The organism is Streptomyces sp. NPDC048277, assembly GCF_040652235.1.
Taxonomy (GTDB): domain Bacteria; phylum Actinomycetota; class Actinomycetes; order Streptomycetales; family Streptomycetaceae; genus Streptomyces.
This window is the reverse complement of record NZ_JBEZLQ010000013.1, coordinates 294,625-318,254: the sequence shown is the minus strand read 5'-3', so window position 1 is coordinate 318,254 and position 23,630 is coordinate 294,625. Positions and strand designations below refer to the sequence as shown.

Annotated in this window: 20 protein-coding genes; 14 read left to right on the top strand and 6 right to left on the bottom strand. The window is 69.1% G+C overall.

Annotation, left to right across the window (positions count from 1 at the left end; genetic code table 11):
* Positions 1-93: 93 nt before the first annotated feature.
* Positions 94-834 (top strand): GntR family transcriptional regulator, encoded by a 741-nt coding sequence (locus AB0D85_RS28090; protein WP_362325794.1) that lies wholly within the window; start codon positions 94-96, stop codon positions 832-834.
* Positions 835-864: 30 nt separating this feature from the next.
* Here the strand turns inward: AB0D85_RS28090 and AB0D85_RS28085 are convergent, their stop codons facing one another.
* Complete coding sequence (locus AB0D85_RS28085) at positions 865-1,653, bottom strand: SDR family oxidoreductase (RefSeq protein ID WP_362325791.1); 789 nt, start codon at positions 1,651-1,653, stop codon at positions 865-867.
* 323 nt (positions 1,654-1,976) lie between these two features.
* On the opposite strand from AB0D85_RS28085, the gene AB0D85_RS28080 reads away from it, so the two are divergent.
* Both AB0D85_RS28080 and AB0D85_RS28075 read left to right on the top strand, forming a co-directional pair.
* Positions 1,977-3,011 (top strand): formylglycine-generating enzyme family protein, encoded by a 1,035-nt coding sequence (locus AB0D85_RS28080; protein WP_362325788.1) that lies wholly within the window; start codon positions 1,977-1,979, stop codon positions 3,009-3,011.
* A 53-nt stretch (positions 3,012-3,064) separates the two neighbouring features.
* Positions 3,065-4,195 (top strand): VCBS repeat-containing protein, encoded by a 1,131-nt coding sequence (locus AB0D85_RS28075; RefSeq protein ID WP_362325785.1) that lies wholly within the window; start codon positions 3,065-3,067, stop codon positions 4,193-4,195.
* 74 nt (positions 4,196-4,269) lie between these two features.
* On the opposite strand, the gene AB0D85_RS28070 is transcribed toward AB0D85_RS28075, so the two are convergent.
* Both AB0D85_RS28070 and AB0D85_RS28065 read right to left on the bottom strand, forming a co-directional pair.
* Positions 4,270-5,886 (bottom strand): multicopper oxidase domain-containing protein, encoded by a 1,617-nt coding sequence (locus tag AB0D85_RS28070; RefSeq protein ID WP_362325782.1) that lies wholly within the window; start codon positions 5,884-5,886, stop codon positions 4,270-4,272.
* 233 nt (positions 5,887-6,119) lie between these two features.
* Complete coding sequence (locus AB0D85_RS28065) at positions 6,120-6,782, bottom strand: N-acetylmuramoyl-L-alanine amidase (protein ID WP_362325779.1); 663 nt, start codon at positions 6,780-6,782, stop codon at positions 6,120-6,122.
* A gap of 60 nt (positions 6,783-6,842) precedes the next feature.
* Between AB0D85_RS28065 and mnmA the strand changes: the two genes are divergently transcribed.
* The 5 genes from mnmA to AB0D85_RS28040 all read left to right on the top strand — a co-directional run bounded on the left by mnmA (position 6,843) and on the right by AB0D85_RS28040 (position 14,217).
* Entirely contained in the window at positions 6,843-7,979 is a 1,137-nt protein-coding gene (gene mnmA / locus AB0D85_RS28060; protein WP_362325776.1) for a tRNA 2-thiouridine(34) synthase MnmA, read from the top strand.
* A 171-nt stretch (positions 7,980-8,150) separates the two neighbouring features.
* The gene (locus AB0D85_RS28055; protein WP_362325773.1) at positions 8,151-9,431 is read left to right on the top strand and encodes an AAA family ATPase; all 1,281 of its coding nucleotides are present in this window, start codon (positions 8,151-8,153) and stop codon (positions 9,429-9,431) included.
* 71 nt (positions 9,432-9,502) lie between these two features.
* Positions 9,503-10,267 (top strand): RloB family protein, encoded by a 765-nt coding sequence (locus AB0D85_RS28050; RefSeq protein ID WP_362325770.1) that lies wholly within the window; start codon positions 9,503-9,505, stop codon positions 10,265-10,267.
* 103 nt (positions 10,268-10,370) lie between these two features.
* Complete coding sequence (locus AB0D85_RS28045; protein WP_362325767.1) at positions 10,371-13,013, top strand: class I SAM-dependent DNA methyltransferase; 2,643 nt, start codon at positions 10,371-10,373, stop codon at positions 13,011-13,013.
* On the top strand, positions 13,003-14,217 hold the full coding sequence (locus AB0D85_RS28040; RefSeq protein WP_362325764.1) for a hypothetical protein: 1,215 nt from the start codon (positions 13,003-13,005) through the stop codon (positions 14,215-14,217). Before AB0D85_RS28045 ends, AB0D85_RS28040 begins: the two co-directional genes overlap by 11 nt.
* Before the next feature lie 28 nt (positions 14,218-14,245).
* Here the strand turns inward: AB0D85_RS28040 and AB0D85_RS28035 are convergent, their stop codons facing one another.
* On the bottom strand, positions 14,246-14,446 hold the full coding sequence (locus AB0D85_RS28035) for a DUF397 domain-containing protein (protein WP_362325761.1): 201 nt from the start codon (positions 14,444-14,446) through the stop codon (positions 14,246-14,248).
* 12 nt (positions 14,447-14,458) lie between these two features.
* Positions 14,459-15,310 (bottom strand): helix-turn-helix transcriptional regulator, encoded by an 852-nt coding sequence (locus tag AB0D85_RS28030; RefSeq protein WP_362325758.1) that lies wholly within the window; start codon positions 15,308-15,310, stop codon positions 14,459-14,461.
* 343 nt (positions 15,311-15,653) lie between these two features.
* Here AB0D85_RS28030 and AB0D85_RS28025 point away from each other — a divergent pair, with 343 nt between their 5' ends.
* From AB0D85_RS28025 to AB0D85_RS28015, 3 genes are all read left to right on the top strand, one after another.
* Entirely contained in the window at positions 15,654-16,247 is a 594-nt protein-coding gene (locus tag AB0D85_RS28025; RefSeq protein ID WP_362325755.1) for an ATP-binding protein, read from the top strand.
* Between the two features lie 145 nt (positions 16,248-16,392).
* Positions 16,393-19,968 (top strand): type I restriction endonuclease, encoded by a 3,576-nt coding sequence (locus AB0D85_RS28020; protein ID WP_362325752.1) that lies wholly within the window; start codon positions 16,393-16,395, stop codon positions 19,966-19,968.
* 75 nt (positions 19,969-20,043) lie between these two features.
* A complete protein-coding gene (locus AB0D85_RS28015; protein WP_362325749.1) occupies positions 20,044-20,790 on the top strand; it encodes a SprT family zinc-dependent metalloprotease in 747 nt (248 codons plus the stop codon).
* Between the two features lie 34 nt (positions 20,791-20,824).
* On the opposite strand, the gene AB0D85_RS28010 is transcribed toward AB0D85_RS28015, so the two are convergent.
* A complete protein-coding gene (locus AB0D85_RS28010) occupies positions 20,825-21,148 on the bottom strand; it encodes a DUF427 domain-containing protein (RefSeq protein WP_362325746.1) in 324 nt (107 codons plus the stop codon).
* A 128-nt stretch (positions 21,149-21,276) separates the two neighbouring features.
* Between AB0D85_RS28010 and AB0D85_RS28005 the strand changes: the two genes are divergently transcribed.
* The 3 genes from AB0D85_RS28005 (at position 21,277) to AB0D85_RS27995 (ending at position 23,621) form a co-directional block, all read left to right on the top strand.
* Entirely contained in the window at positions 21,277-21,816 is a 540-nt protein-coding gene (locus AB0D85_RS28005) for a TIGR00730 family Rossman fold protein (RefSeq protein ID WP_362325743.1), read from the top strand.
* Positions 21,817-21,823: 7 nt separating this feature from the next.
* Positions 21,824-22,525 carry an SDR family oxidoreductase gene (locus tag AB0D85_RS28000; protein WP_362325740.1) on the top strand — a complete coding sequence of 234 codons (702 nt, stop codon included), beginning with the start codon at positions 21,824-21,826 and terminating at the stop codon, positions 22,523-22,525.
* A gap of 94 nt (positions 22,526-22,619) precedes the next feature.
* On the top strand, positions 22,620-23,621 hold the full coding sequence (locus tag AB0D85_RS27995; RefSeq protein ID WP_362325737.1) for a methionine synthase: 1,002 nt from the start codon (positions 22,620-22,622) through the stop codon (positions 23,619-23,621).
* Positions 23,622-23,630: the final 9 nt, after the last annotated feature.

The following is a 23,630-nucleotide window of genomic DNA, read 5'->3' as shown; positions in this document are numbered from 1 at the left end:
TACTGGGCGGTACGAAAGTGCGATAGTGTCGACACCGTTGTGTCCGCTGTGAACCCGGAACCGGGCCCGGACACGGACCAGGGAGGGCACCGGATGACCGATCAGGACACGCATGTCGTGCTCGCCCGCCTGCTGCGGCTGCGCGACCGGCGGGAGCCGTTGGTCGCGCAGATCGCCGAGTGGGTGGGCGCCGGGATCATCGAGGGCCGGCTGGCGGCCGGCCAGGACCTCAACAGCGTCGACCTGTCACGGCGGTTCGACACCAGCCGCACCCCCGTGCGCGAGGCCCTGATGGTCCTCGAACAGGAGGGCCTGGTCGAGATGAAGGCGCGCCGCCGGCCCCGGGTCGCCGCGCCCTCCCTCCAGGACATCCGGGACATCTACCAGGTCCGGCGCCAGCTCCTGTCGATGCTCGCCGCCCTGCTGGTCGAGCGGGCGACCGACGACGAGATCGCCGAACTGCGCGGCCGGGTCGAGAAGATGCGCGGGCTCGCCGACGAGGGCGATGTGGACGCGTACTTCTGGGGCCATGTGCAGCTCCAGGAGCGGATGACCGAGATCGTCGGCAACGCCACCCTCAAGCAGATCCTCGACTCCCTGGCGCTGCGCACCCTCATGCTCCGCCACCTCAGCCTGACCCGCCCCGGCCGCCTCGCCTACAGCGTCGACGACCAGGAACGGCTGATGCAGGCCTGCGAGGAGCGCGACGGCGAACTGGCCTCCGCGCTGATCGCGGGGGCGACGGTCCGGGCGCTGCGCTCGGTGGAGGAGCAGATCCAGGAGCAGGAGGCCGGCCGCACGCCGTCACGCCGACGGCGCACCCCGCCGACGTGACGGCCCGCGAGTCCGCGGCCCCCGTTCGCCTCACTTCGCCAGGACCCCGCCGTCCACCGGGAAGTTGCCGCCGGTGACCCATGCCGACTCGTCGGAGGCCAGATAGACGGCGCACCAGGCGATGTCCTCGGGCCTGCCGACCCGGCCCAGCGGGATGCGGGCGAGCAGGGCCTCCTGGGCGGCGCCCTCGTGCGCGCCGGCCGACTCGGTGGCCGGGGTGCGCACCATGCCGGGGGAGATGGTGTTGGCGCGGATCCCCGACGGGCCGCCCTCCACGGCGAGCTGGCGGGTCAGGCCGAGCACCGCCGACTTGCCCGCGCAGTGCGCGACCATGCCGAAGGTGCCGCTGCCCCGGAACGCGTTCACCGAGGCGAAGTTGACGATCGAGCCGCCGCCGGACGCCAGCAGGTGCGGCCAGGCCGCCTGCACCGGCAGGAAGACCACGTCGACCTCGCCGCGCAGGGTCGGTGTCCACTGCGCGTCGAAGTCCATCTCCGCCGCGCTCGCCATGCGCGGCGCGATCGCACCCGCTGTCACCAGTACGTCGATCCGGCCGTACCGTTCGTACACCGAGTCCGCGTAACTCCGGGCGTCCGCCGGGACCGTCATGTCCAGCGGGGCCATCACGTCGACCTTCACCCCGCGTTCGGCGGCGAGTTCACGGGTGCGTCCGGCCGCGTCCGCGTCGATGTCGCAGCCGACCACGGTGGCGCCCTGCTCGGCGAAGAGCAGCGCGCAGCCCTGGCCGATCCCCGCGCCCGCGCCGGTGACGAGGGCGACCTTGCCGGTCAGGCGTTGTCCGGTCCGGGGATCGGTCATGGCGTTCTCCTCGTCGCATGGGAAGCTCTTCCGTTAAGTGTCTAGTGTCGACAGTAAGGCGCGGTCAAGGGGTATCGGGCCATTCACAGCGCAAGGTGTCGACACTGTGCCCATCTTCGGGCAGACTGCGGGCTCAACGGGAAAGCCCGCCCATCCGGCGCGGCACCTGTGAACGCGCGTCCAGGGAAGTCACAGGCCGACAAGGGCCACGGCAAAGGCGCGCACTTTACGTTCCGTTGAACGGCCGGTCACGCGGTGCGCTGCCCCCCTGGAACACCGCGTGACCGGCCTCCCCAGCCATCGAGTCGACGGAGGGCCGCCCCATGACCGTCGTACCACCGCACAAACAGCCGTTCGGCAGAAGGAAGTTGTTCCGGATCGCCGGCGCGGGAGCCGCCGTGTCGCTGCTCGGCGCGGCTCCGGCCGCCGCGGCGGACTCGGCCTCCGCCGCCGGACAGACCCTGGTGTCCGCCCCCGCGGACCCGGACTTCGTGTTCACGGCCGACCTGTCCAACACCACGGGCGCGGGCGAGGCCTCGCCGATCGACTCGGCCTACTGGCTGGGGGCCTACCAGGTCACCAACGCCCAGTACGCGGCCTTCCTCGACGACAACCCGGACGCCGGACACACGGTCCCCTCGTACTGGGACGGCGGCACGGTCCCCAGCGGCAAGGAGCAGCACCCGGTGCTCCAGGTCGCGTTGGCGGACGCCGAGGCCTTCTGCGACTGGCTCACCGGGCAGGCCGACGGCTGGACCTTCCGGCTGCCGACCGAGGCGGAGTGGGAGAGCGCGGCACGCGGCCCCGACTCCTACGCCTACCCCTGGGGCGACACGGCCGGGACGACCTACACGGACTCCGTGCTCACCAGCAACTACAACTACAACGCGGTCTGCGCCGCTTACTACCTCGTCAACTACGGGTCCACCGAAGCCACGTACGACGAGCCGGACTCCACCCGGTACGGCGAGAGCGAGCCGATCTCCGACATCCTCACCGTCAGCGCGACCGGCGCGGTGACCGGCTGGATCGACCACGACACCTGGACCGGGTTCGTCTACACCGACGTGTTCGACGCGCTGATGGCGACCGGCGGACTCACCTCGGCCGTGGGCGCCTACGCGGACGGTGTCAGCGTGTACGGCGCCTACGACATGGCCGGCAACTGCTTCGAGTGGACCTCCAGCATCGTCACGGCCACCAACGGCCAGGAGGCCGGCCTGGACGTCAACGCCGTACGCGGCGGCTCCTGGTACGCGACCCTGCGCAGCTGCACCACCCACTACCGCGGCGAGGGACGGGACGGCAGCGGCGGCTACCCGACGGTGGGTTTCCGTGTCGCCGCCGACCAGAGCTGAGCGATGCGGTCCCTGACATCGGTCAAGTCCCTTGAGATGAGAGGCAGTACCGCATGACCCGGCACATCTCCCTGCGGATCGCCGTGGCCGGCGGGCTGATCGTCGCCGGCGCGCTGCCCGCGGTTCCCGCCGTGGCCGCCGACGCCGCCTGCACCCCGTCGTACACCCTGACCGGCTCGGCCGCCGCCGGCACCAACACCCGCCATGTCGTCACCGCCGACCTCGACGGCGACGGCGTGACGGACGTGGTGGCGGCCAACCTCGACGCCGACTCGGTGACCGTGCTGCGGGGCGACGGGGACGGGACGTTCGCGGCGGGCAGCACCTACGCGGTGGGGACGCGGCCGTACCAGACCGTGGTCGCCGACTTCGACGGCGACGGACACCCGGACCTCGCGACCGCCGACTTCGGCGGGGCCCAGGTGAGCGTGTTGCTGAACTCCGGTGACGGAACCTTCGGTACGGCCACGGCCATCGACGTGTCCGGGTCGCCGCGGGCGCTCGCCACGGGCGACCTCAACGGTGACGGCCTGGCCGATCTGGTGGTCGCCGAGCAGCAGACCAGTACCGTGCGGGTGCTGCTCGGCAACGGGGACGGCACCTTCACCGACGCCGGCCAGACCGCCACCGGAAGCCAGCCGCACGGTGTCGTCGTCGGCGACTTCGACGGCGACGGTCATGCCGACGTGGCCACGGCGAGCGTCGGCAGCGACGGGGTGAGCGTGCTGCTCGGCGACGGCACCGGAGCCCTGGGCGCCGCCACCGACTACGCCACCACCTCCCGCCTCTACTCCCTCGCCGAGGGCGACTTCAACGGGGACGGCAGCCTGGACCTGGCCACGGTGAGCAACGGCGCCGACACCCTGGACGTGCTGCTCGGCAACGGCGACGGCACCTTCGGTGCGGCCACCACCTACAGCACACCCGCGCTGCCGGTCGCCGTGGGCGCCGCCGACCTGGACGGGGACGGCACCACGGACCTGCTGGTCTCCTCCCTGAAGGGCAACTCGGTGACGCCGTACGAGGGCGCCACCACGGGCACCCTCACCCAGCTGACCGACGTACCGGCCACCGGCGCCTACGACGCGACGGCGGCCGACCTGGACGGCGACGGTGTCCGCGACCTCGTGGTGGCGGACAGCACGGGCGGCCAGGTCGATGTGTTCCGGGGGACCTGCCAGTGACCGGAACCTCACGAACGGCTGCCGCCGGCACTTCCACTGCCGGCGGCAGCCTGCTCAAGAGGCCCACAGGACGACTAGCTGTCCGTGACCATGAGGGACGCCATCATTCCCTCGTCCTCGTGCTGCAGCAGATGGCAGTGGAGCATGTACATGTACGTGTCGTCGGTGAAGTCGGTGAACTCCATGGCGATCTTGATCGAGCCGCCGCCGACCACCTCGTAGGTGTCGTACCAGCCGAGTTGGACGCCGGTGGGATCGTCGCCGTTGATCGAGATCAGCTGATACGGCACGTCGTGCAGATGGAAGGAGTGTTCCAGCTGCGTGGCGTTGGTGATCGTCCAGATCTCCTTGGCCCCGAGGGTCGTACTGATCATGGCCATCGAGCTCATGCTGGTGCCGACCGAGCCGTTGATCATCATCTTCGTGCCGGACTGGCCGAGGGTGATGGTCCGCGCGGTGAAGTCGCTGGTGTCGTACCGGTCGATCGTCCGCAGCGAGCTGGGCAGGTCGGCCGGGGTGTCGGTGCCACTCGCGGTGAGGGTCAGGAAGTCGTACGTGCCGCTGCCGCCGCGGACCCAGCCGGTGGTCACGACCGCCTGCAGGGTGACGTCGTCCGACAGGTCCATGACCATCTCGGCGCGCGCTCCGGCCACCAGCCGGATCTCGGTCACGTCCGCCGACGCGGCCAGGTAGCCCTGGTCGGTGGCGATCTGGGTCATCGTGCCGCCGTCGCTGCGCTGGATCGTGATGATGTCCGACGGCGAGGCGTTGAGCAGCCGGAACCGGGTCCGGGTCTTGGTCGCGGTGAAGGTGAGGGTGGTGTCGTCGACGTTGGTGCCGTTGACCAGCAGCGGGAACTCCAGGCCGCTGGTGAGGTAACCGCTCAGGTCGTACTTGATGTCGCCGGCGGAGTCCACCGCCAGGCACTGGAAGATCAGCGGGATGTCGTCGGTGCCGTAGGTGGTGGGCAGATCGGCACTCGTGGTGTTGTCGCTGTCGTCGACGATGATCATGCCGGCCAGGCCGTGCACCGCCTGCTTCGCCGTGGTGCCCAGCGCGTGCGGGTGGTACCAGAGCGTCATGGGCTCGTCCTTGACCGTGAAGGTCGGCGACCAGGTGTCTCCGTCGGAGAAGGCGACCTGGGGACCGCCGTCCATCTTGGCCGGGACGTGCGCGCCGTGGAAGTGGACCGTGGTGTCCTCGCCCAGGCTGTTGGTGATGTTGAGAACGTTGGTGTTGCCCTTGATCCACTTCATGGTGGGGCCGAGGAACGACTGGTTGTAGCCGGCGGTGGTGCTGCTGACGCCGCTGAGCACCTCGGCGGTGCCGGTCTTGGCCTCCAGGGTGAAGGTGGTGGTGCTGTCGGAGGTGGTGCCCTCCAGGAGGTCCGGGACGGTCAGGGTGGCGGTGTTGGTCGCCGCCCCGGCCTTGTTGCCGCTCGCGTCGGTCAGCAGGGCGAAGGTCGCACCGCCCGCGGCGACGGCGCCCAGACCGACCCCGGCCATGCCGCCGAGGAACTTCCGCCGGTGAACGCCCTTGCCGCGCTTGGCCGTCGCGTCCTTGGAGTGCTCGGCGTCGGTGACGCGCTCCGCCTTGGAGTGCTCCGCGCCCTTGGCACGCCGTCGCCTGCCGCGGGTTTCCTGGTCTTCGTTGCCTTCCGCCTCGAAGGCGGGATCTGTGGTGTGGGTCATGGCCCCGGATGTTTGACCTGGGGACTGTGTGAAATCTGAGGCGAACTTAGGAGAGAACCCGCGTGGCTGTGAAGCGGCCGTGGACGCTGATAATGCTTAACTCCCTTGAAAACAGGCCCAGTTGATCAGACGCAGCTAGCGCCCCGGGTGCGGGACGCAACGGACACAAGCAGTGCGCAGCCCGTGCACAGGATAACGATTAAGTCACAGGTGGAACTGGGGATGAGGTCTGGTCAGGTCTGTCCGGCCCGCCGCACAAGTCCCATGTAGCGATCCCAGTCCCAGTGCTTCCCCGGGTCGGTGTGATCCGTCCCCGGCACCTCCACATGCCCGATCACCCGCTCGCGGTCCACGGCCATGCCGTACCGCCGGCATATCGCGGCCGTCAGCCGGGCCGAGGCCGCGTACATCGCGGCCGTGAAGTCCTCCGGCCGGTCCACGAACCCCTCGTGCTCGATCCCGACACTGCGCTCGTTGTACGACCGGTTCCCCGCGTGGAACGCCACGTCCAGCTCGCGGACCAGCTGGGTGATCCGCCCGTCCTTGCGCACGATGTAGTGCGCCGCCGCCCCGTGCGCCGGATCCTGGAAGACCTTCACCGCGCTCGCGTAACCGCCCTGGGTGACATGGATGACCACCCGGTCGATCGCATAGTCGTCCGGCCGGTTCGCCGTCCGGTAGTTCCCCGGCGACGCGGCCACCCAGCGCGCGCCCCTGAAGTCCACCGCGCCCGCCACCCGGGCCTTGCGCACCCCCGGCAGCCGCCAGTACAGCCGCGCCAGCTCGTCCCTGGTCAGCACCGCCGTGCCCACGGCCGCCGCCGCCCCGCCGACCAGCAGCGCCCGCCGCCCGATCCGCCGGTCCTGATCACCCGCCACCGTCTGATCCACCCCCATGTGATCTCCAACGGATACTCGCGGGCCCCGGTTCCCGCGCCCCCGTACCCTGGAGGGGCTATGACTGACACCCCGCAGCGCACCCGCCCCCTCCGCGTCCTCGCCGCCATGTCGGGCGGCGTGGACTCCGCCGTCGCCGCCGCCCGCGCGGCCGAAGCGGGCCACGACGTCACCGGCGTCCACCTCGCGCTCTCCGCGAACCCCCAGTCCTTCCGCACCGGCGCGCGGGGCTGCTGCACCATCGAGGACTCCCGCGACGCCCGCCGCGCCGCCGACGTCATCGGCATCCCGTTCTACGTCTGGGACCTCGCCGACCGCTTCCGCGAGGACGTCGTCGAGGACTTCGTCGCCGAGTACGAGGCCGGCCGCACCCCCAACCCCTGCCTGCGCTGCAACGAGAAGATCAAGTTCGCGGCCCTGCTGGACAAGGCGCTGGCCCTGGGCTTCGACGCCGTCTGCACCGGCCACTACGCGAAGGTGGTGGTCGGGGACGACGGCACCCGCGAACTGCACCGCGCCTCCGACATGGCCAAGGACCAGTCGTACGTCCTCGGCGTCCTCGACGAGAAGCAGCTCGCGCACGCCCTCTTCCCGCTCGGCGACACGGTCACGACCAAGGACGAGATCCGCGCCGAGGCCGAGCGCCGCGGCCTCGCCGTCGCCAAGAAGCCCGACTCGCACGACATCTGCTTCATCGCCGACGGCGACACCCAGGGCTTCCTCGCCCAGCGGCTCGGCAGGGCCGAGGGCGACATCGTCGACGAGTCCGGCGCGAGGCTCGGCACCCACGAGGGCGCGTACGGCTTCACCATCGGCCAGCGCAAGGGCCTGCGCATCGGCACGCCCGCCCCGGACGGCAAGCCGCGCTACGTCCTCGACATCTCCCCCGTGAACAACACGGTGACCGTCGGCCCCGCCGCCGCCCTGGACGTCACCGGCCTCACCGCGATCAAGCCCCGCTGGTGCGGCGCCGCCCCCACCGGCCCCGGCGTCTACACCGCCCAGCTCCGCGCCCACGGCGGCGAGACCGAGGTGAGCGCGGAACTGACCGACGGCGCACTGCACGTCACGTTCACGGAACCGGTCCGCGGCGTCGCACCCGGCCAGGCGATCGTCCTGTACGACGACACCCGCGTCGTCGGCTCGGCGACGATCGCGACGACCAGGCGCGCTGCGTCCGCGGCACCGGCGGTCTGACTCACGACCGCCGACGGGGCGACGGACAGGCAAGGGCGGGTCGGCGCAGTCAACGTCAGGTGACTGGCTCTGGCGCATCTTGGTGCGTCGTCTTAGGCTCAGCAGTGCGGATTACCCGCGCGTACCAGCCCAAGGCGGTGAATGCATACCCGCCTCGTCAGGAGGTCGGCCGTGCTGCTCAGTTTCCGGGTGGCCAACCACAGATCCATCCGCGAGGAGACGGAACTCTCCTTGGTGGCGACCGAGCTCAATGAGGGCACCGGACGTGAGACCGGCGTCCGTTCGGAGGGCAGACCGGTCTCCGTGCTGCCGGCGGTCGGGATCTTCGGGGCCAACGCCTCCGGCAAGAGCAACGTCCTGGACGCCCTGCGGTTCATGCGGTCGGCGGTACTGGAGTCCTTCGCGGACTGGAGCAAGCGGCCCGAGATCCCACGTCGGCCGTTTGCGCTCGATCCGTCGGCGCAGGACGAGACCAGCTTCTTCGAGGTGGACCTCCTGCTCGGCAGGGAGCGCGTCAGGTACACCTACGGCTTCGAACTGTCCGACGAGCGGGTCGAGGCGGAATGGCTGCACGCCTACCCGTCCGGGCGGAGGCAGATCTGGTTCGACCGCGAGGCCGACCGCCCGGAGAAGGAGGGCGGGGAATTCCGCTTCCCCGGCACCGGTCTCAAAGGCCCGAAAGACCTCATCGTCACCTCCACCCGGCCCGACGCACTGTTCCTCACGGTCGGCGCCACGCTCAACAACCCGGCACTCGCCGCCGTCCACCGCTGGTTCGTCGACAACCTGTGGCTGGTCACATCCGGCGACGACGTGCCGCATCGCACCGAGTGGACCCGTAAACGGCTCACCGACCGCAAGGCGGGCGCCGCCCTGCGTGAACGCCTCTCAGCCATGCTGGCCGCCGCGGACCTGGGGATCACCGGGCTGACCTTGGACCCTGAGAGCGGTGAGGTGCAGCTCCTGCACCGCAGCCCCGACGGCACCCCTCGCCCCCTGGACTTCTGGGACCAGGAATCCCTGGGCACCCACGCCTGGTTCGCGTTCCTGGGCCCACTCTTCCAGGTGCTGGATCAGGGCGGGGTCCTCCTCGCCGACGAACTCGACTCCAGCCTTCACCCCGTCCTCGCCGCCGAGGCCCTCCGTCTCTTCCAGAACCGTGAGGCCAACCCGCGTACCGCCCAGCTGATCTTCACCACGCATGACGCGACCCTGCTGGGACCGTCCGTGGCGGAGCGGCCGCTGGACCGGGACCAGGTGTGGATCGCACTGAAGAAGGCCACCGGCGAGTCCCAGCTCTACCCCGTCACGGCGGCACGCAAGGCCCGTCGTGACGACAATCTGGAGCGCCGCTACCTGCACGGCCACTACGGTGGCATCCCACGACTGACCAGTGGCGAGATCGCACGGCAGATCGCACTCATCGAAGAGGGGCTGCGGGCAACAGCGTGAGCAGGGGACAGCAGAACCGAAACCCGTCAGGAGGCCGCCGTCGCCGCCGGGACTGGGAGGCGGCCCCTCCGGTGCGCAGGCCGGCCGAGTTCTACGCGGACGAGTCCCGCAGGGTGGTCTACGTGGCCGCCGAGGGAAAGAGAACCGAGCGCGACTACATCACCCTGCTGAACACGGCATACGGTGATCGCGAGAAGTTCCTCCTCAGGTTCTCCCACACGAGGAAGGGCCTGCGCCCGAAGGAGGTCGTGGATCTCGTCCTCGCCTCGTCCTCGGCTCCCGAGGACGAGAAATGGGCCCTCTTCGACCGCGACACCCTCGACAACCGGGACCAGGACATCCCCGAGGCCATGCGCAAGGCCGCCACGAACGGGGTGCAGGTGGCACTGTCCCACCCTTCGTTCGAGCTGTGGCTGCTGCTGCACTTCCAGCAGTTCACCAGCCAGGAGAGCGGCATCTCCGACACCGTGGTGCAGCGGCTGCGCGCGCACCGCGAAGCGAAGGGCTTCGAGAACTACGACACGGGTTCGGGCGACCAGGGCAAGGGCATCACCGAGGCACAGAGCCGCACGCTCACGGACCCGGAGAAGCAGCGGGAGAAGACCGCCGTACGCAATGCCCGCAAGCTGGTGAGCCTGTGCCCGCACGGAGGATGTTCGGCCCGGAACCTCGACCATTCCGCGATCCCCGGTCCGGGCGCGGAGACTTACGAGCAGTGGACCCGCCGCAGTGGCCACGCCGAGAACTGCGACCCGCTCAAGCGCGATCCGTCCTCCGACATATGGCGCCTGCTCGTCCAGCTGGGAATCGTCAAGGACGAAACGCCGGGCAGCTGAGCCCGTTCCCCGGCCGCTCGTCCGTCGATTTCAGACAGGGCCGCCGACCGGACTAGGCTGCCGGGGTTCTCCTCATTCCCGACGGTGTACGAAGGACCGGTCTGTGGCCCGACTGACCCTGCCCCAGCTCGAACGGCATCTGTACTCGGCCGCCGACATCCTGCGCGGACGGATGGACGCCTCGGAATACCGGGACTACATCTTCGGGATGCTCTTCCTGAAGCGTTCCTCGGACGAGTTCCAGCCGGAGTGGGAGCGGATCTACCAGGCGGAACTCGACCGGCCCGGCAAGGACGAGAAGGACGCCCTCGCCCGCGCCAACGACCCCGAGAGCTACCCCCGGGTCTTCTACGTCCCCCAGAAGGCACGCTGGTGGAAGGGTCCCCACAAATACCACGAGCCCCTGGAGGAAGACGGCCCGGTCCCGGAACCGGAACCCGGCATCTCAGGCCTTACGGAACAGGTCGGCGAGGCCCTCGACCAGGCGCTGTCCGCACTCACCGGCTCCAACCCACGCCTGGCGGGCGTCACCTCCCACATCTCGTTCAACGACACGGTCGGCACCAAGTCCCGCTTCACGACCGCCGAACTCCGTTCACTGATCCGGCACTTCAGCCTCTACCGGCTGCGCAACGAGGACTTCGAGTTCCCGGACATGCTCGGCGCGGCGTACGAGTACCTGCTGGCCCGATTCGCCGACACAGCCGGGCAGCGGGGCGGTGAGTTCTACACCCCGCGCGAGGTCGTACGGATGATGGTCCGGCTGGTCGACCCGCAGGCGCAGGAATCCGTCTACGACCCGTGCGCCGGCTCCGGAGGCATGCTGATCGCCGCCCGCGAGCACGTCGAGGAGGACGGCGGCGATCCGCGCGACCTGTCCGTCAACGGTCAGGACAAGAACGGCCCCTCCTGGTCCATGGCGAGCATGAACATGGTCCTGCACGGCATCCGGGAGTTCGACCTGATGCTGGGCGACACCCTGACCGAGCCGCTGCACTGGCGCCGCGACGGCAGCAAGCAGCTGCGGACCTTCACCAAGGTGCTGTCGAACCCGCCCTTCTCCCTCCCCTACGACAAGCACGAGGTCGAGAAGGCCGAAGCGGCGCACGGCACCCGGATGAAGTGGGGCTGGGCACCGGAGACCGGCAAAAAGGCCGACCTGATGTTCGTCCAGCACATGATCGCCGTACTGGAGCGGGACGGCGTCGCCGCCACCGTCATGCCGCACGGCGTGCTCTTCCGGGGCGGCAAGGAACGCGACATCCGCAGGGAACTGCTGAAGGACGACTGCGTCGAGGCAGTCATCGGCCTGGGCCCCAACCTGTTCTACGGCACCGGCATCCCGGGCTGCATCCTGATCCTGCGCCGACCGCACCGCAAGCGCGGCGACCGGCAGGGCAACGTCCTCTTCATCAACGCCGACCGCGAGTACCGCCCCGGCCGCAACCAGAACGTCCTCGGCCCCGAACACGTCGAGAAGATCGTCACCGTCTACCAGAACTGGACCCCGATCGACGGCTACTCGCGCATCGTCAGCAGAGACGACCTGCTTGCCGCCGACTGCAACCTCAACATCCGCCGGTGGGTCGACAACTCCCCGCCCGCCGAACCCCAGGACGTACGGGCGCACCTGTACGGGGGAGTACCGCGTTCGGAGATCGACACGCGGACGGAGCGGTTCGCGTCCTACGGCGTGGACCTGCCGTCACTCTTCGCGGTACGCCCGGACGACGACGCGTACGTCGACTTCCTGCCCGAGGGCCCGGAAGCCACGGCGGACCGTATCCCGGCGCTGGCGGCGGCGAAGGAGGCCGAACTGGGTGAGCGGTACGAGAAGTGGTGGGCCGAACAGGCCGAACACTTCACCCACCTCACCGTGGACCGGAAGCCGATGCGCCTGCGTGAACGCCTGCTCACCGGCTTCCGCAAGGCGATCGAACCGGTAGGCATCCTGGACCGCTACGAAACGGCCGGGATCATCGCCGACTGGTGGGCCTCGGCACGCTACGACGTGAAGGCGCTCGCGGCCGGTGGCTACGAGCGGGTCCTGGACGGCTGGGTGGAGACGGTGGAGACCGCGGTCAACCCGGTCGCCCCGACGACGGACGACGACAACGACGGGGACGGCCGCGCCGCCCGCCGGGGCCGCACCAAGTCCACCGTCTCGACGGCGGACAGGCGCCGCGCCCTGGGCGAACCGGTGGTACGCGCCCTCATCCCCGACTTCCTGGCACAGGTGGCCCGCGCGGACGAGGCACTCGCGAAGGCGGACACCGCGTACAAGACGGCCGTGGCCCAGCTCGCGGAGGCGCAGGGCTCGACGGAGGTCACGGAGGAGGACGACGAGGCTCCCGAGCCCGAGGACGACGACACGGCCACGCCCGAGCCGGTCGACCCGGAGCAACTCGCCGCCCTGGAAAAGGCGGTGGCCCAGCGCCGCAAGGAACGCACGGCGGCCTCGAAACACCGGTCGGCGCTGGATGCGAAGTTCCTGCCCGAGCTGAAGGCTGCCGCCGAGATGACCAAGGCGGACGACGACGGCCAGGGTGTAGTCCTGAAGGTCCTCGGCGAGGGCCTCACCACCCGCCTCGACGCGATGGCCGCGGCCGGCCGCCGAGAACTGGTCGCGGCGTTCCGCCGGTGGACGGAGAAGTATGCGGTGTCGCTTGCGGAGTTGGAGGCTGAGAGCGGCGGGGCGGCTGAGGAGTTCGGGGCGTGGGTTGAGGAGTTGGGTTATGGGCGGTGACCGTATCTATCCTTCGGCTCGCCTTGGTGAAATCTTGAACTTCAAACCTCGCAATGGGTACTCTCCGAAAGAGGTTTCGGAATGGACGGGGCTGCTTTCCCTTGGCTTGGGTTGCCTAACGGTGGCTGGATTCTCGCCGCGTCAGCTAAAGATCGTTCCGAATAGTTCTCGTGGGCAGCAATTTCTGCTTGGTGACGGAGACTTGCTTATCAGTCGAGCGAACACGCGTGAGCTGGTCGGGCTGGTCGGTGTGTACCAAGATGTGGGTACGCCGTGCATTTATCCAGATTTGATGATGCGACTCGTCCCCGATGAGAGTCTGTGTGTGCCGAGTTATCTTGAGTTGATCCTGAAAACGCCTGCCATTCGAAAGGAGTTGCAGGCGGGGGCACGTGGCACGAGTGAGAGCATGGTCAAGATCAGTTCCTCCCTTGTGCAGTCCTTGCAGGTGCCGTTGCCGAATCTCGATGAGCAGCGCAGGATCGTCGCAGCCCACGCGGTGGTGGAGCGGCGGATCGCGGCGCTGGAGCGGGTGCGGGCGAAGCTACGTGAGGCAGGTCATGCCCTGTTCAGCAGCGCATTGAATTCCTTTGATGTGAGTCAGCGGATTTCTCTCGGGTACCTACTTGAGGGAATCCAGGCAGGATGGAGCCCGGCCTGCGATGCCAGTCCGCCTGGGGCCGACCAATGGGGCGTTGTTCGGGTAAGTGCTGTGACGTCAGGTGAGTTCAACCCGAACGAAGCGAAGCGTCTTCCTCATACGCTTTCCCCGCGGCCCGAGCTGGAAATCTCATCTGGAGATGTCCTGGTAGCACGCGCTAATGGGGCTCGTTCCCTTGTGGGGGTGGCGTGTCACGTAAAAGAGACACGCTCAAAGCTCATGCTTTCGGATAAAATCCTGAGGCTTGTCCCGGACGAGTCTGTCGTGAACTCGAAATTTCTCAGTCTTTTGTTCTCGTCGCCGCTGGTCCGGTCTCAGATTGAGGCACTTCTTAACGGGAGTAGCGGTCAGAATAATATCTCGCAGGGGGACATTCGGAAGCTGCTGGTCCCGGATGTTCCGCTGAAGGATCAGTGTAAGATTATTGACGCTCATGCGGCACAGGATGCACGGTTCAGTAGTCTGGGGCGCCAGATCGCAAAGCTACGCGTGGTCCGCCAGGGGCTAGTGGAGGACCTGGTTACGGGAAGAGCTTTCGCGTAACCAGCCCGATGGTCGCCTGTGGAGGGGTTTAACGCGCGCAGCCTATGAGGCAATCGGCTTTCGCTGCGTTGACGAAAGAGGAGAAGGACGTTGGGCTGACGGTGAATGCGCGGGTCGGATAGATGCTGTGGCGTATCGACGTCTGTCCGTCTTTATGAATCGCCACTTCGACGCACGCGTTGCCGGATGCCTCGGAGAACGAGGACTTGAACCACTTAAGATCGGACAAGGCTGGTACCTCTCACAGGCTTCCGATGATTTCGAGGATGTAGTCCCTCGATGCCCTCGGATTCAACGTCATCCGTTCGACCAAGTCCAGCCGAGTGCGGAAGTTGGCCAGATGGGTGGGGGAGTCGAAGAAGACTGCTCCGATGGGAGAGTCCACCTGGACGGTGTCCAGGTGCGGATTCGGCGCCGACGCGTACATCACGGTGTCCCCGGCCATCGGGAAGCCTTCTGCGCTGAACGGGATCACGAGCAGTCGGACGTTGCTGCGTTCGCTCTCTTCGAGCAGGCGGTTTAGCTGTGCCTTGGCGACGTGCCTGCCTCCGATTCGCATCCGCAGGGCCGATTCATGGATGTACCCCGTGTATTCCATCCCTGGACTGGCTGCGACCACACGATGCCTGCCGAGTCGCTGGGCCACGCGCAGTTCCAGCTCCAGGCGCGGCAGCGCCGGGACGAAGAGGTCGAAGAGGGCCCTGGCGTGATCCTCTGTCTGGAAGATCCCCGGGATGTGGGCGGTCTGAAGGGTTCTGAGGCTGGTGGCGTGGTGCTCAAGCTCGGCGACGTCGAGGAAGTCCGGGGGGATCCTCCCTTGGTATTCGTCCCACCAGCCCTTCGGTCGTCCGCCCGTCATTGCGGCCAAGGCGTCGACCAGATCCGGGTCGTTGCACTCGTAGACGCTCGCGAGACGGCGTAGGCGCTCCTCGCTGATGCCGAACCGCCCCGACTCGATGTTCGAGATCATCGTGCGGTCCACGCCTAGTCGTGCCGCAGCCACAGGCGCGGCCATGCCAGCGGCGTCCCGTAGTCGCCGCAGCTCAGCTCCGAACCGTCGCTGACGGATACTCGGTTGCTGCCGTGGTGCCATGAACAACTCCTCGCTCGCGCGCACAGTTTGCCCATCGGTCGGTGGACCGTCCACCGAATCCTGAAATAAAACCCGTTTTAGTGAGATAGGTAGCACGCGTTTTAGTCGATGGTCTAGCGTGTGACTCACGCCACTTACCTGCTCGCTTGGAGGAAGCGCACCGCCCACCTCAACCCCCGCCCCGGGCCCGGCGGGAGGCAAGGCAGACGGCAGGCCACCTCCAGCAGTGGGAGCAGGTCGGCGCCGTCCGACGCAAGGACTGCCACCTACTCACCCCCGCCAACTACTTACGTCTCAACGAACCGACCCCGTAAGTCGTCGCACACGCACAAGGAGGTGCCGCGTGAAGAATGCGGAACCGGAACATGAGCCGATTCCCGGACCGCGTCCCGAGCAGTTCGGGCTGATCGCCGATCACCCGGATCTCGGGCCCGCCCCCATCCCGTTCGCCGAACCGTGGCAGTACGAACTGCACTTCCCCCGTGATCCGCGCGGGCCGGCCATCGCCCGTACGACGCTCAAGGCCGTGCTCGGCGCCCACGGGCTGGGGGAGTTCACGGACCGGGCCGAGCTGTTGACCTCCGAACTGACCACCAACGCCGTCCGGTACTCCCTCGGCCCTGCCACCGTGCGGCTGTGCTGGACGAACCCCGTGCTGCGGGTCAGCGTCACGGACACCTGCCCGCTGGTCCCCGTGCCGTTTGCGGCGGCTGGGCTGGAGGCGGAGCGGGGGCGAGGGCTGCTGATTCTCGATCTGTTGGCCGACGACTGGGGCGGGTGCCGTCTCGGGGAGTCCGTGTTCGGGGTCGGCGGTAAGAGCGTCTGGTTCGAGTTGGTGCTGGGCGGGGGTGACCGGCCGCCGGGTGGAGGTATCGGTGGCGGCGCCGAGCCGATGCCACCCGGCTCACCCGCCGATCCGCCCGCGCTCGCGGCCTGACCGCAGTACAGGCGTCGTCCGGAACTCAGCCGCGCCCTTGGCCGAACGCCCCCTGGTTGCATATGCCCCACCGGTAGGGTGATCCGTACCTCTGTTCACAACGACGTGAACGGTGCGTACGGCAACGGGCGGGCAAGGGGAGCCGGTGGCGGAACAGCCGGAGTACGTGAAGGTCGAACGGCCGCTGTTCGAGCAGTTGACGGCCATGAGGTGGGAGCACTTGCGGGGCGCGCCGCCCGGCGAGCCCGCGACGCGCCCCAAGGACACGGAACGCGCCTCGTTCACCGACGTCGTCTACGCGGACCGGTTCCGTAACGCCGTGGCCCGGATCAACGTCCGTGTGGAGGACGGCAGTTCCTGGCTCACCGCGCAGCAGCTCGACCACATCCTCGCCTGTGTACTCGGTACTGCCCCAGGCCAGGGCCCGGCTGGGCGGGGCGTTGCCGGGAACCTGGAAGTCACGCGGCTGCTGCGCGATGGCATCAACGCCCGGACACTTCCCGGCTGGAGCAAGGGCGATCCCGAACACGTCCGACTCGTCGACTGGGACGGGCGGTTCGAGAACGGCAACGATTTCCTCGCCGTGTCCCAGTTCCGGGTGGAGCGGCCCGGCGCCGCAGCCGTCACCCCGGACCTGGTGCTCTTCGTGAACGGGCTGCCGTGGGTCGTCATCGAGTGCAAGGCGCCGGTGACCACCCGGCGCAAGGACCCCCGGTTCGCCCTCGACGCGGCGGTCATCGAGGTCGTCGAGTACGCGGGGGCGGAGGCCCCGGCCCCCGTCGCCGAGTTCACACGGTTCGCTCAACTCCTCGTCGCCACCGACCGCACCCACGCCGAACTCGGCACCGTCACCGCCGAGGCCAAGCACTTCGCCCCCTGGCGGACCGTGGCACCGGCGACGGAGGAACAGGTCAGAAACGAGACCCGTACCCCCGAGGGCCGTGAACTCACCGCACAGCAGATTCTCGTCGCGGGCGTGCTGCGCCCCGCTCATCTCCTCACTCTCGTCCGGGACTTCACCACCGAGACCCGGCACGGCGGCCGTACGGCGAAGGCCGTCGGCCGCTTCCAGCAGTTCCGGGCCGTGCACGCCATCGCCGAGACGCTACGGGCGCGACGTACGGCGCTGGAGGCCAAGGAGGACGTGGACCAGCGCGGAGGGGTCGTCTGGCACACACAGGGCTCCGGCAAGAGCCTCACCATGGCCTTCCTGGTCCGTCATCTGCGCAGCACCCGGGACCTGCGCGGACACAAGGTCGTCGTGGTCACCGACCGCATCGACCTGGAGAAGCAGATCCGCCGCAGCCTCGCCGCCGCCGACGAGCGCATCTACCGCTCCCGGTCGGTCGACCAGGCCCGCCGGTACCTCGCGGTGGACGTGCCCGACGTCGTCCTGGTCATGCTCCAGAAGGCCCGGCGTGACGACACCGCCTGGGACGGCCGCGAGGAGAAACTCGCCGAGACGCCGGACGAACAGGACCAGGTCCACAACCACGTCGCCAACCCCGGGCACGACATCGTCGTCCTCGTGGACGAGGCCCACCGTGGGCACCTCGCCTGGCAGCACGCCCGGTTGCGCGCCATGCTGCCGAACGCCGTGCTGGTCGGTTTCACCGGCACCCCCATCCTCAGCAGGGCGCGCAAGACCACCGAGGACATCTTCGGTGGCTTCACCGACACCTACACACTGCGCGACGCCGAGGCCGACCGTGCCGTCGTCCCGGTGCGCTACGAGGCGCACAGCACCCGCCTGGAGGTCATCGAGAAGGCCGTCCTGGACGCCTCCTTCGACGTGGAGGTGCCCGAGGACCCGGAGCAGCGAGAGAAGGTGCTGCGGAAGTTCGCCCGTAAGAAGGAAGTGCTCGAATCCCCGTCCGTCATCGCGGACAAGGCCGAACACATGCTGTCGCACTGGATGCGTACCGCGCTGCCCGACCGGTTCGGGGCACAGGTTGTCACCGTCTCCCGGAAGGCGGCCGTCCGGTACCGCAGTGCGCTGCTGGCCGCCCGCGACCGCCTCGTGGCACGGGCGGATCGGCTCGACCCCGATCTGGTGCACGACCCGAACGGCTATGACTCCGCCTCCCCGGAGGAGCGCGAACTGCTGGATCTCCTGCCGCACCTGCCGCTGCTGCGTTCCATCCACGCCGCCGTGGTCATCTCCAAGGCGTCCTCGGGGCAGCCGAAAGACCCGGAGGACTGGAAGACCTGGACCGCCAAATCCCGGCAGGACGCGCACATCGCCCGCTTCCAGCAGGGCCTCGGTGACCCGCATGCCGCCGCGTACGACCCCTCGTGGGAGGCATCGACCCACGGCAGACCCGCGGACCTTGCACCGACCGGCGGACATGGCGCGTCAGGCGACCCATGGGACAGCGGGACGCCGGACGACAGCCGCCACGACACCGCAAAGGCCGAGGACGACCCGATGGCCTTCCTCGTCGTCCAGTCCATGCTCCTCACCGGATTCGACGCCCCCGTCGAGCAGGTGCTCTACCTCGACTGCCCGCTCTCCGGCGTCGGACTGCTCCAGGCGGTCGCCCGTACCAACCGTCTCTACCCGCACAAGGAATGGGGCCAGATCGTCGACTACATCGGCGTGGGGCCCGAACTCGCCCGGTCGCTCGACGAGTACGACGACGCCCACCTGCGGGCCGTGTACGGCTACCAGGACCTCTCCCTCGACCACCTGGCACCGGACTATCAGGGGACACAGCCGGTCCGCGACCGCATGTGGTTGGAGACCGAGGCCGCCGCCGACAACCGGCTCGATGACCTGCGTACTCAGATCACCAGTCTGCTCGCGAGCCAAGGCATCACCTCGCTCGGCGCCGAGCGACAGCGCGAGGAGCTGCTCGCCGCACTCGCCGACCCCACGCTGATGGGCGAGTTCGACGAACTCGTACGAGACTTCCTCACCGCGCTCAACGCCGTACTGCCGAGGCCCGCCGCGCTCAAGTACGAGACCGACGCTCGGCTACTCGGCGAGGTCCAGTATCTGGCCCGGCAGCGCTACCTCGACGGCCGCGACGACTTCAGCCCACGCCGCTACGGTGCCAAGGTGCGCAGGCTCATCTCCCGCCACCTGAGGGTCTCGGCGATCGAGGAGCGCGTGCCGTCGGTGGAACTGACCGCGGTGGACTTCATGGAGAAAGTCGGCGCGAACCCGGACCCACGGACCCGCACCGACTACATGCGCAGCAGGCTCCGGGTGCACATCGACGCCCGCCTCGGCTCCGACCCGACCCGCTACCAGCGGTTCAGCGAGCGGTTGGAGGAGACCGTCCGCGCGATGAGCGACGACTTCGAACAGGCCGCCGCCGCACTCGCTGTGCTGGTGGCCGACGTGGTCGTTGCCGAGAGCGACGCCGAACACGGCCCGGACGGCGGGGACGACCGGATACGCGCGCTCGACCGGTGGACCGAGCAGCCGGTGTACGGGCTGCTCAAGGAGGCGTTCGAGGAGACCGGGATGCCGGAGGGCGCGGATCTCGTCCAAGGCGCCGTCGGCCTCACCGCGAAGATCGCCGGACTCATCGGCTCCCAGGACTTCGTCACGCTGCCCGACACCCAGATCAGGGTCCGCAGGGAACTGCGCGTCTACCTGGAGACCGAGCTGCACATGGACTGGGCACAGGTCAGCCCGCTCGCCGGTGATCTGGTGGAGCTCGCACTCAACCGGCACGCGGACTTTCTGCGATATCGGAGCCGGCCGGACTGATCGAACGGGCCAGAATCCGCTGGTGCCGTGCCCACCGGCGTTCGAACCCACGCGCGCGGGTGGTAGGAAGGGCGGGTGAACGGCACGGTCCACCCAGTCCAGCAGGCGATCGCCTCCCTGCCGCTGCCCGAAGAGTGGGAGTGGGAGTTCGAGGTCCGGCCCCGTCGCCGGACCTTGGGCATCGATGTCGCGCCGGACGGACGAGTGAGCTTCGCCGTACCGCCGGGCGCCGACCCCCGGGAGGTGGCCGACGCCGTACGGTCTCGGCTGCCCCGGCTCGCGGACGAGGTCCGGCGCCGCCGCAACCGTCCCGCCACGCCGGTCAAGGAACTGGTGGACGGAACAGGCTTCGCCTACCTTGGGCGTCGCCATCGGCTGCGCGTCGTTCCGGCGGACGAGGAACCACGTCAGGTACGGCTGCACCGGGGGTGGCTCGAACTGCCCCGCCCCACCGACCGGAGCGAGGGCGGGCGGCGCATCGCCGACTGGTACACCGAACGCGGCAGACACTGGCTGTCCGCCCGCATGCCGTCGCTCGCCGGAGTCGTCGGAGTCTCCCCAAGGGGACTGGAGATTCGTGATCTGGGCCTTCGGTGGGGTGCTTGCGGTCCCGACGGGACGATCACCGTCCACTGGGCCGTTCTGCAACTGCCGGCCTCGTTGGTGGACCTCGTCCTCGTGCACGAACTGTGCCACCTGCGGGTGTCCGGTCACGGGGCCGAGTTCCGCGGGTGCCTTCGACGGGCGCTACCGGACGCCGACGAGCGCGAACGACGCTTCGCCGAGGAGGAGCCGGAGCTGTGGCGGGGCCGGGTGAGATGAGCCCGGCCGTCAGGCACGGCACCGGACCGATAGCTCACCCCACTTCCACCTCGTAGAAGCAGAGGTGGTCCTTGATCCGGGCGACGTCGGCCTTGGGCTCGGGGTACGCCCAGACCAGGTCCGGCGCGTCCGGCAGGGACCAGTACGAGGCGGTGCCCTTGAAGGGACAGACGGTGTGCGTCTCGGAGGGCGTGAGCAGATCGAGGCGCACGTCGTCGGCGGGGATGTAGTAGCGCGGCGGACAACCGGTCTCGTGCAGCACGAGGGCCCGGTCGCTCTCGGCGAGGAGCACGTCTCCGTGCGTGACACGGACGTGCTGGTCACTCTTGTCGATGGTGATCGTGTGTCCTGAGGTCATGTAGAGGTGACACAGACGGGCGCCCACTTGTTCCCTACGCCCAGTTCCTTTGCTCAGGGGCGCGGGGAACTGCGCGCTCAGCCCCCACCGACCCGCACCCGCCGAACCACGGGTCCTACCCTGACCCCATGCGAATCTGTGTCTTCCTCTCCGCGGCAGATCTCGACGACCGCTACACCCGCCCGGCCCGGGACTTCGCGAAACTGCTCGGCCAGGCCGGCCACACCCTCGTCTGGGGCGGCTCCAACGTCGGCCTCATGAAGGTCGTCGCGGACGGCGTCCAGGAAGCCGGCGGCCGTCTGATCGGCGTCTCCGTCGACTTCCTCGCGAACAAGGCCCGCCCCGGCGCCGACGAGATGGTCATCGCGGCCGACCTCGCGGAACGCAAACGGCTCCTCCTGGAGAAGGCCGACGCCGTGGTGATCATGGTCGGCGGCACCGGCACGCTCGACGAGGCCACCGAGATCCTGGAGCTGAAGAAGCACGGCCGCACGGACAAGCCCGTCGTCCTGCTGAACACCGCCGGCTTCTACGACGGCCTGGAGGAACAGTTCCGCCGCATGGAGGCGGAGGGCTTCCTGCCCCGGCCCCTGGCGGAGCTGATGCGCTTCGCCGCCGAACCCGCCGACGCGCTCGCGTACCTGGAGGCGAACCGGCCCGCAGGCTGATGCGAGCATGGCCCTCATGGCAACTCATGTGATCACCGGCGCCGGTTCCGGCATCGGCGCCGCCGTGGCCCGTCGGCTGCACGCGCGCGGGGAGGACATCGTCCTGCACGCGCGCGACGCGGGCCGCGCGAAGGAACTGGCGGCGGAGTTCCCCGGCGCCCGCACCCTGGTGGGCGACCTGGCGGACCCGGACAAGCTCTCCTGGGCCTTCTCGCACCAGTCGCTCCCGGACCGGGTCGACTCGCTGCTGCACATCGCGGGCGTGGTCGACCTGGGCGAGGTCGGCGAGCTGACCCCGAAGTCCTGGCGGCACCAGCTCAACGTGAACCTGATCGCGCCGGCCGAGCTGACCCGCCACTTCCTGCCCCAACTCCGCGCGGCCCGCGGCCACGTGGTGTTCGTGAACTCGGGCGCGGGCCTCAACGCCCACGCGTCCTGGTCGGCGTACGCGGCGTCCAAGCACGGCCTGAAGGCCCTGGCCGACTCCCTCCGCCAGGAGGAACACGCGGCCGGCGTCCGGGTCACCTCGGTCTACCCGGGCCGCACCGCCAGCCCCATGCAGGCAAAGGTCCACCAGCAGGAGGGCAAGGACTACGATCCGTCCCGCTGGATCGCCCCGGAATCGGTGGCGACCACGATCCTCACGGCCCTGGACCTCCCGAGAGACGCGGAGATCAACGACGTGACTGTCCGACCGGGTCGGCAATAGCGCCCCGTCAGGGGCGCGGTCAACCACGAATCACCCGCACCCGGCAACGCACCGACCCACCCCTCCCGCAACTCACCTCACCTAGGCTCCTGACGTGAACGACACTCCCCACTTCGGCCCCGCGACAGCCATCGGCTCGCTCCCCGGCACCGACGCCCGCGAGGCCGCCAAGACCGCGACCGGCAGCTTCGAGGACTTCCCGTTCCTTCCCGAACTGCCCGCCCGCGGCCCCGGTGCCGACATGATCGGCCGCACCGCGGGCCTGCTCGTCGAGCTGTACGCGCGCGTGGAGCCCAGCGGCTGGCGGATCGGCGACCGGCCGGGCCGGGACACCCGGCGGGCCCGGTCCTGGCTGGGGGAGGACCTGGACGCGTTCGAGGAGTTCACCCAGGGCCACGAGGGACAGGTGAAGGTCCAGGCGGTCGGCCCCTGGACCCTCGCCGCCGCGCTGGAGCTGAGGAACGGCGAGTCGGCCCTCTCCGACCCCGGCGCCTGCCGTGACCTGGCCGCCTCCCTCGGCGAGGGCCTGCGGCTCCACCTGGCCGAGGTGCGACGCCGTGTCCCCGGTGCCGGCATCGTGCTCCAGCTCGACGAGCCGTCCCTCACCGCCGTACTGCGCGGCCAGGTGAAGACCGCCAGCGGCTACCGCACCCACCGCGCCGTGGACCGCCAGATCGTCGAGGCGACCCTGCGCGACGTGATCGGCGTCCACACCGACGGCGGAGTCGTCGTCCACTCCTGCGCCCCGGACGTCCCCTTCGCCCTCCTGCGCCGGACCGGCGCCGCCGCCGTCTCCTTCGACTTCTCGCTCCTCACCGAACGTGACGACGACGCGATCGGCGAGGCCGTGGAGGGCGGCACCCGGCTGTTCGCCGGTGTCGTGCCGGGCACGGACACGGCGTTGTCAGACCCTGCCGGTAGCGTCATGGGTGTCAGGACGCTGTGGCGCAGGCTGGGGCTGTCTCCGGGGCTTCTCGCGGAGGCCGTCACGGTCACCCCGTCGTGCGGGCTCGCGGGCGCTTCCCCCGCGTACGCCCGCCAGGCGCTCGCCCACTGCGTCCGGGCGGCGAGATCACTCGCGGACAACCCAGAGTAACGGGAGGAA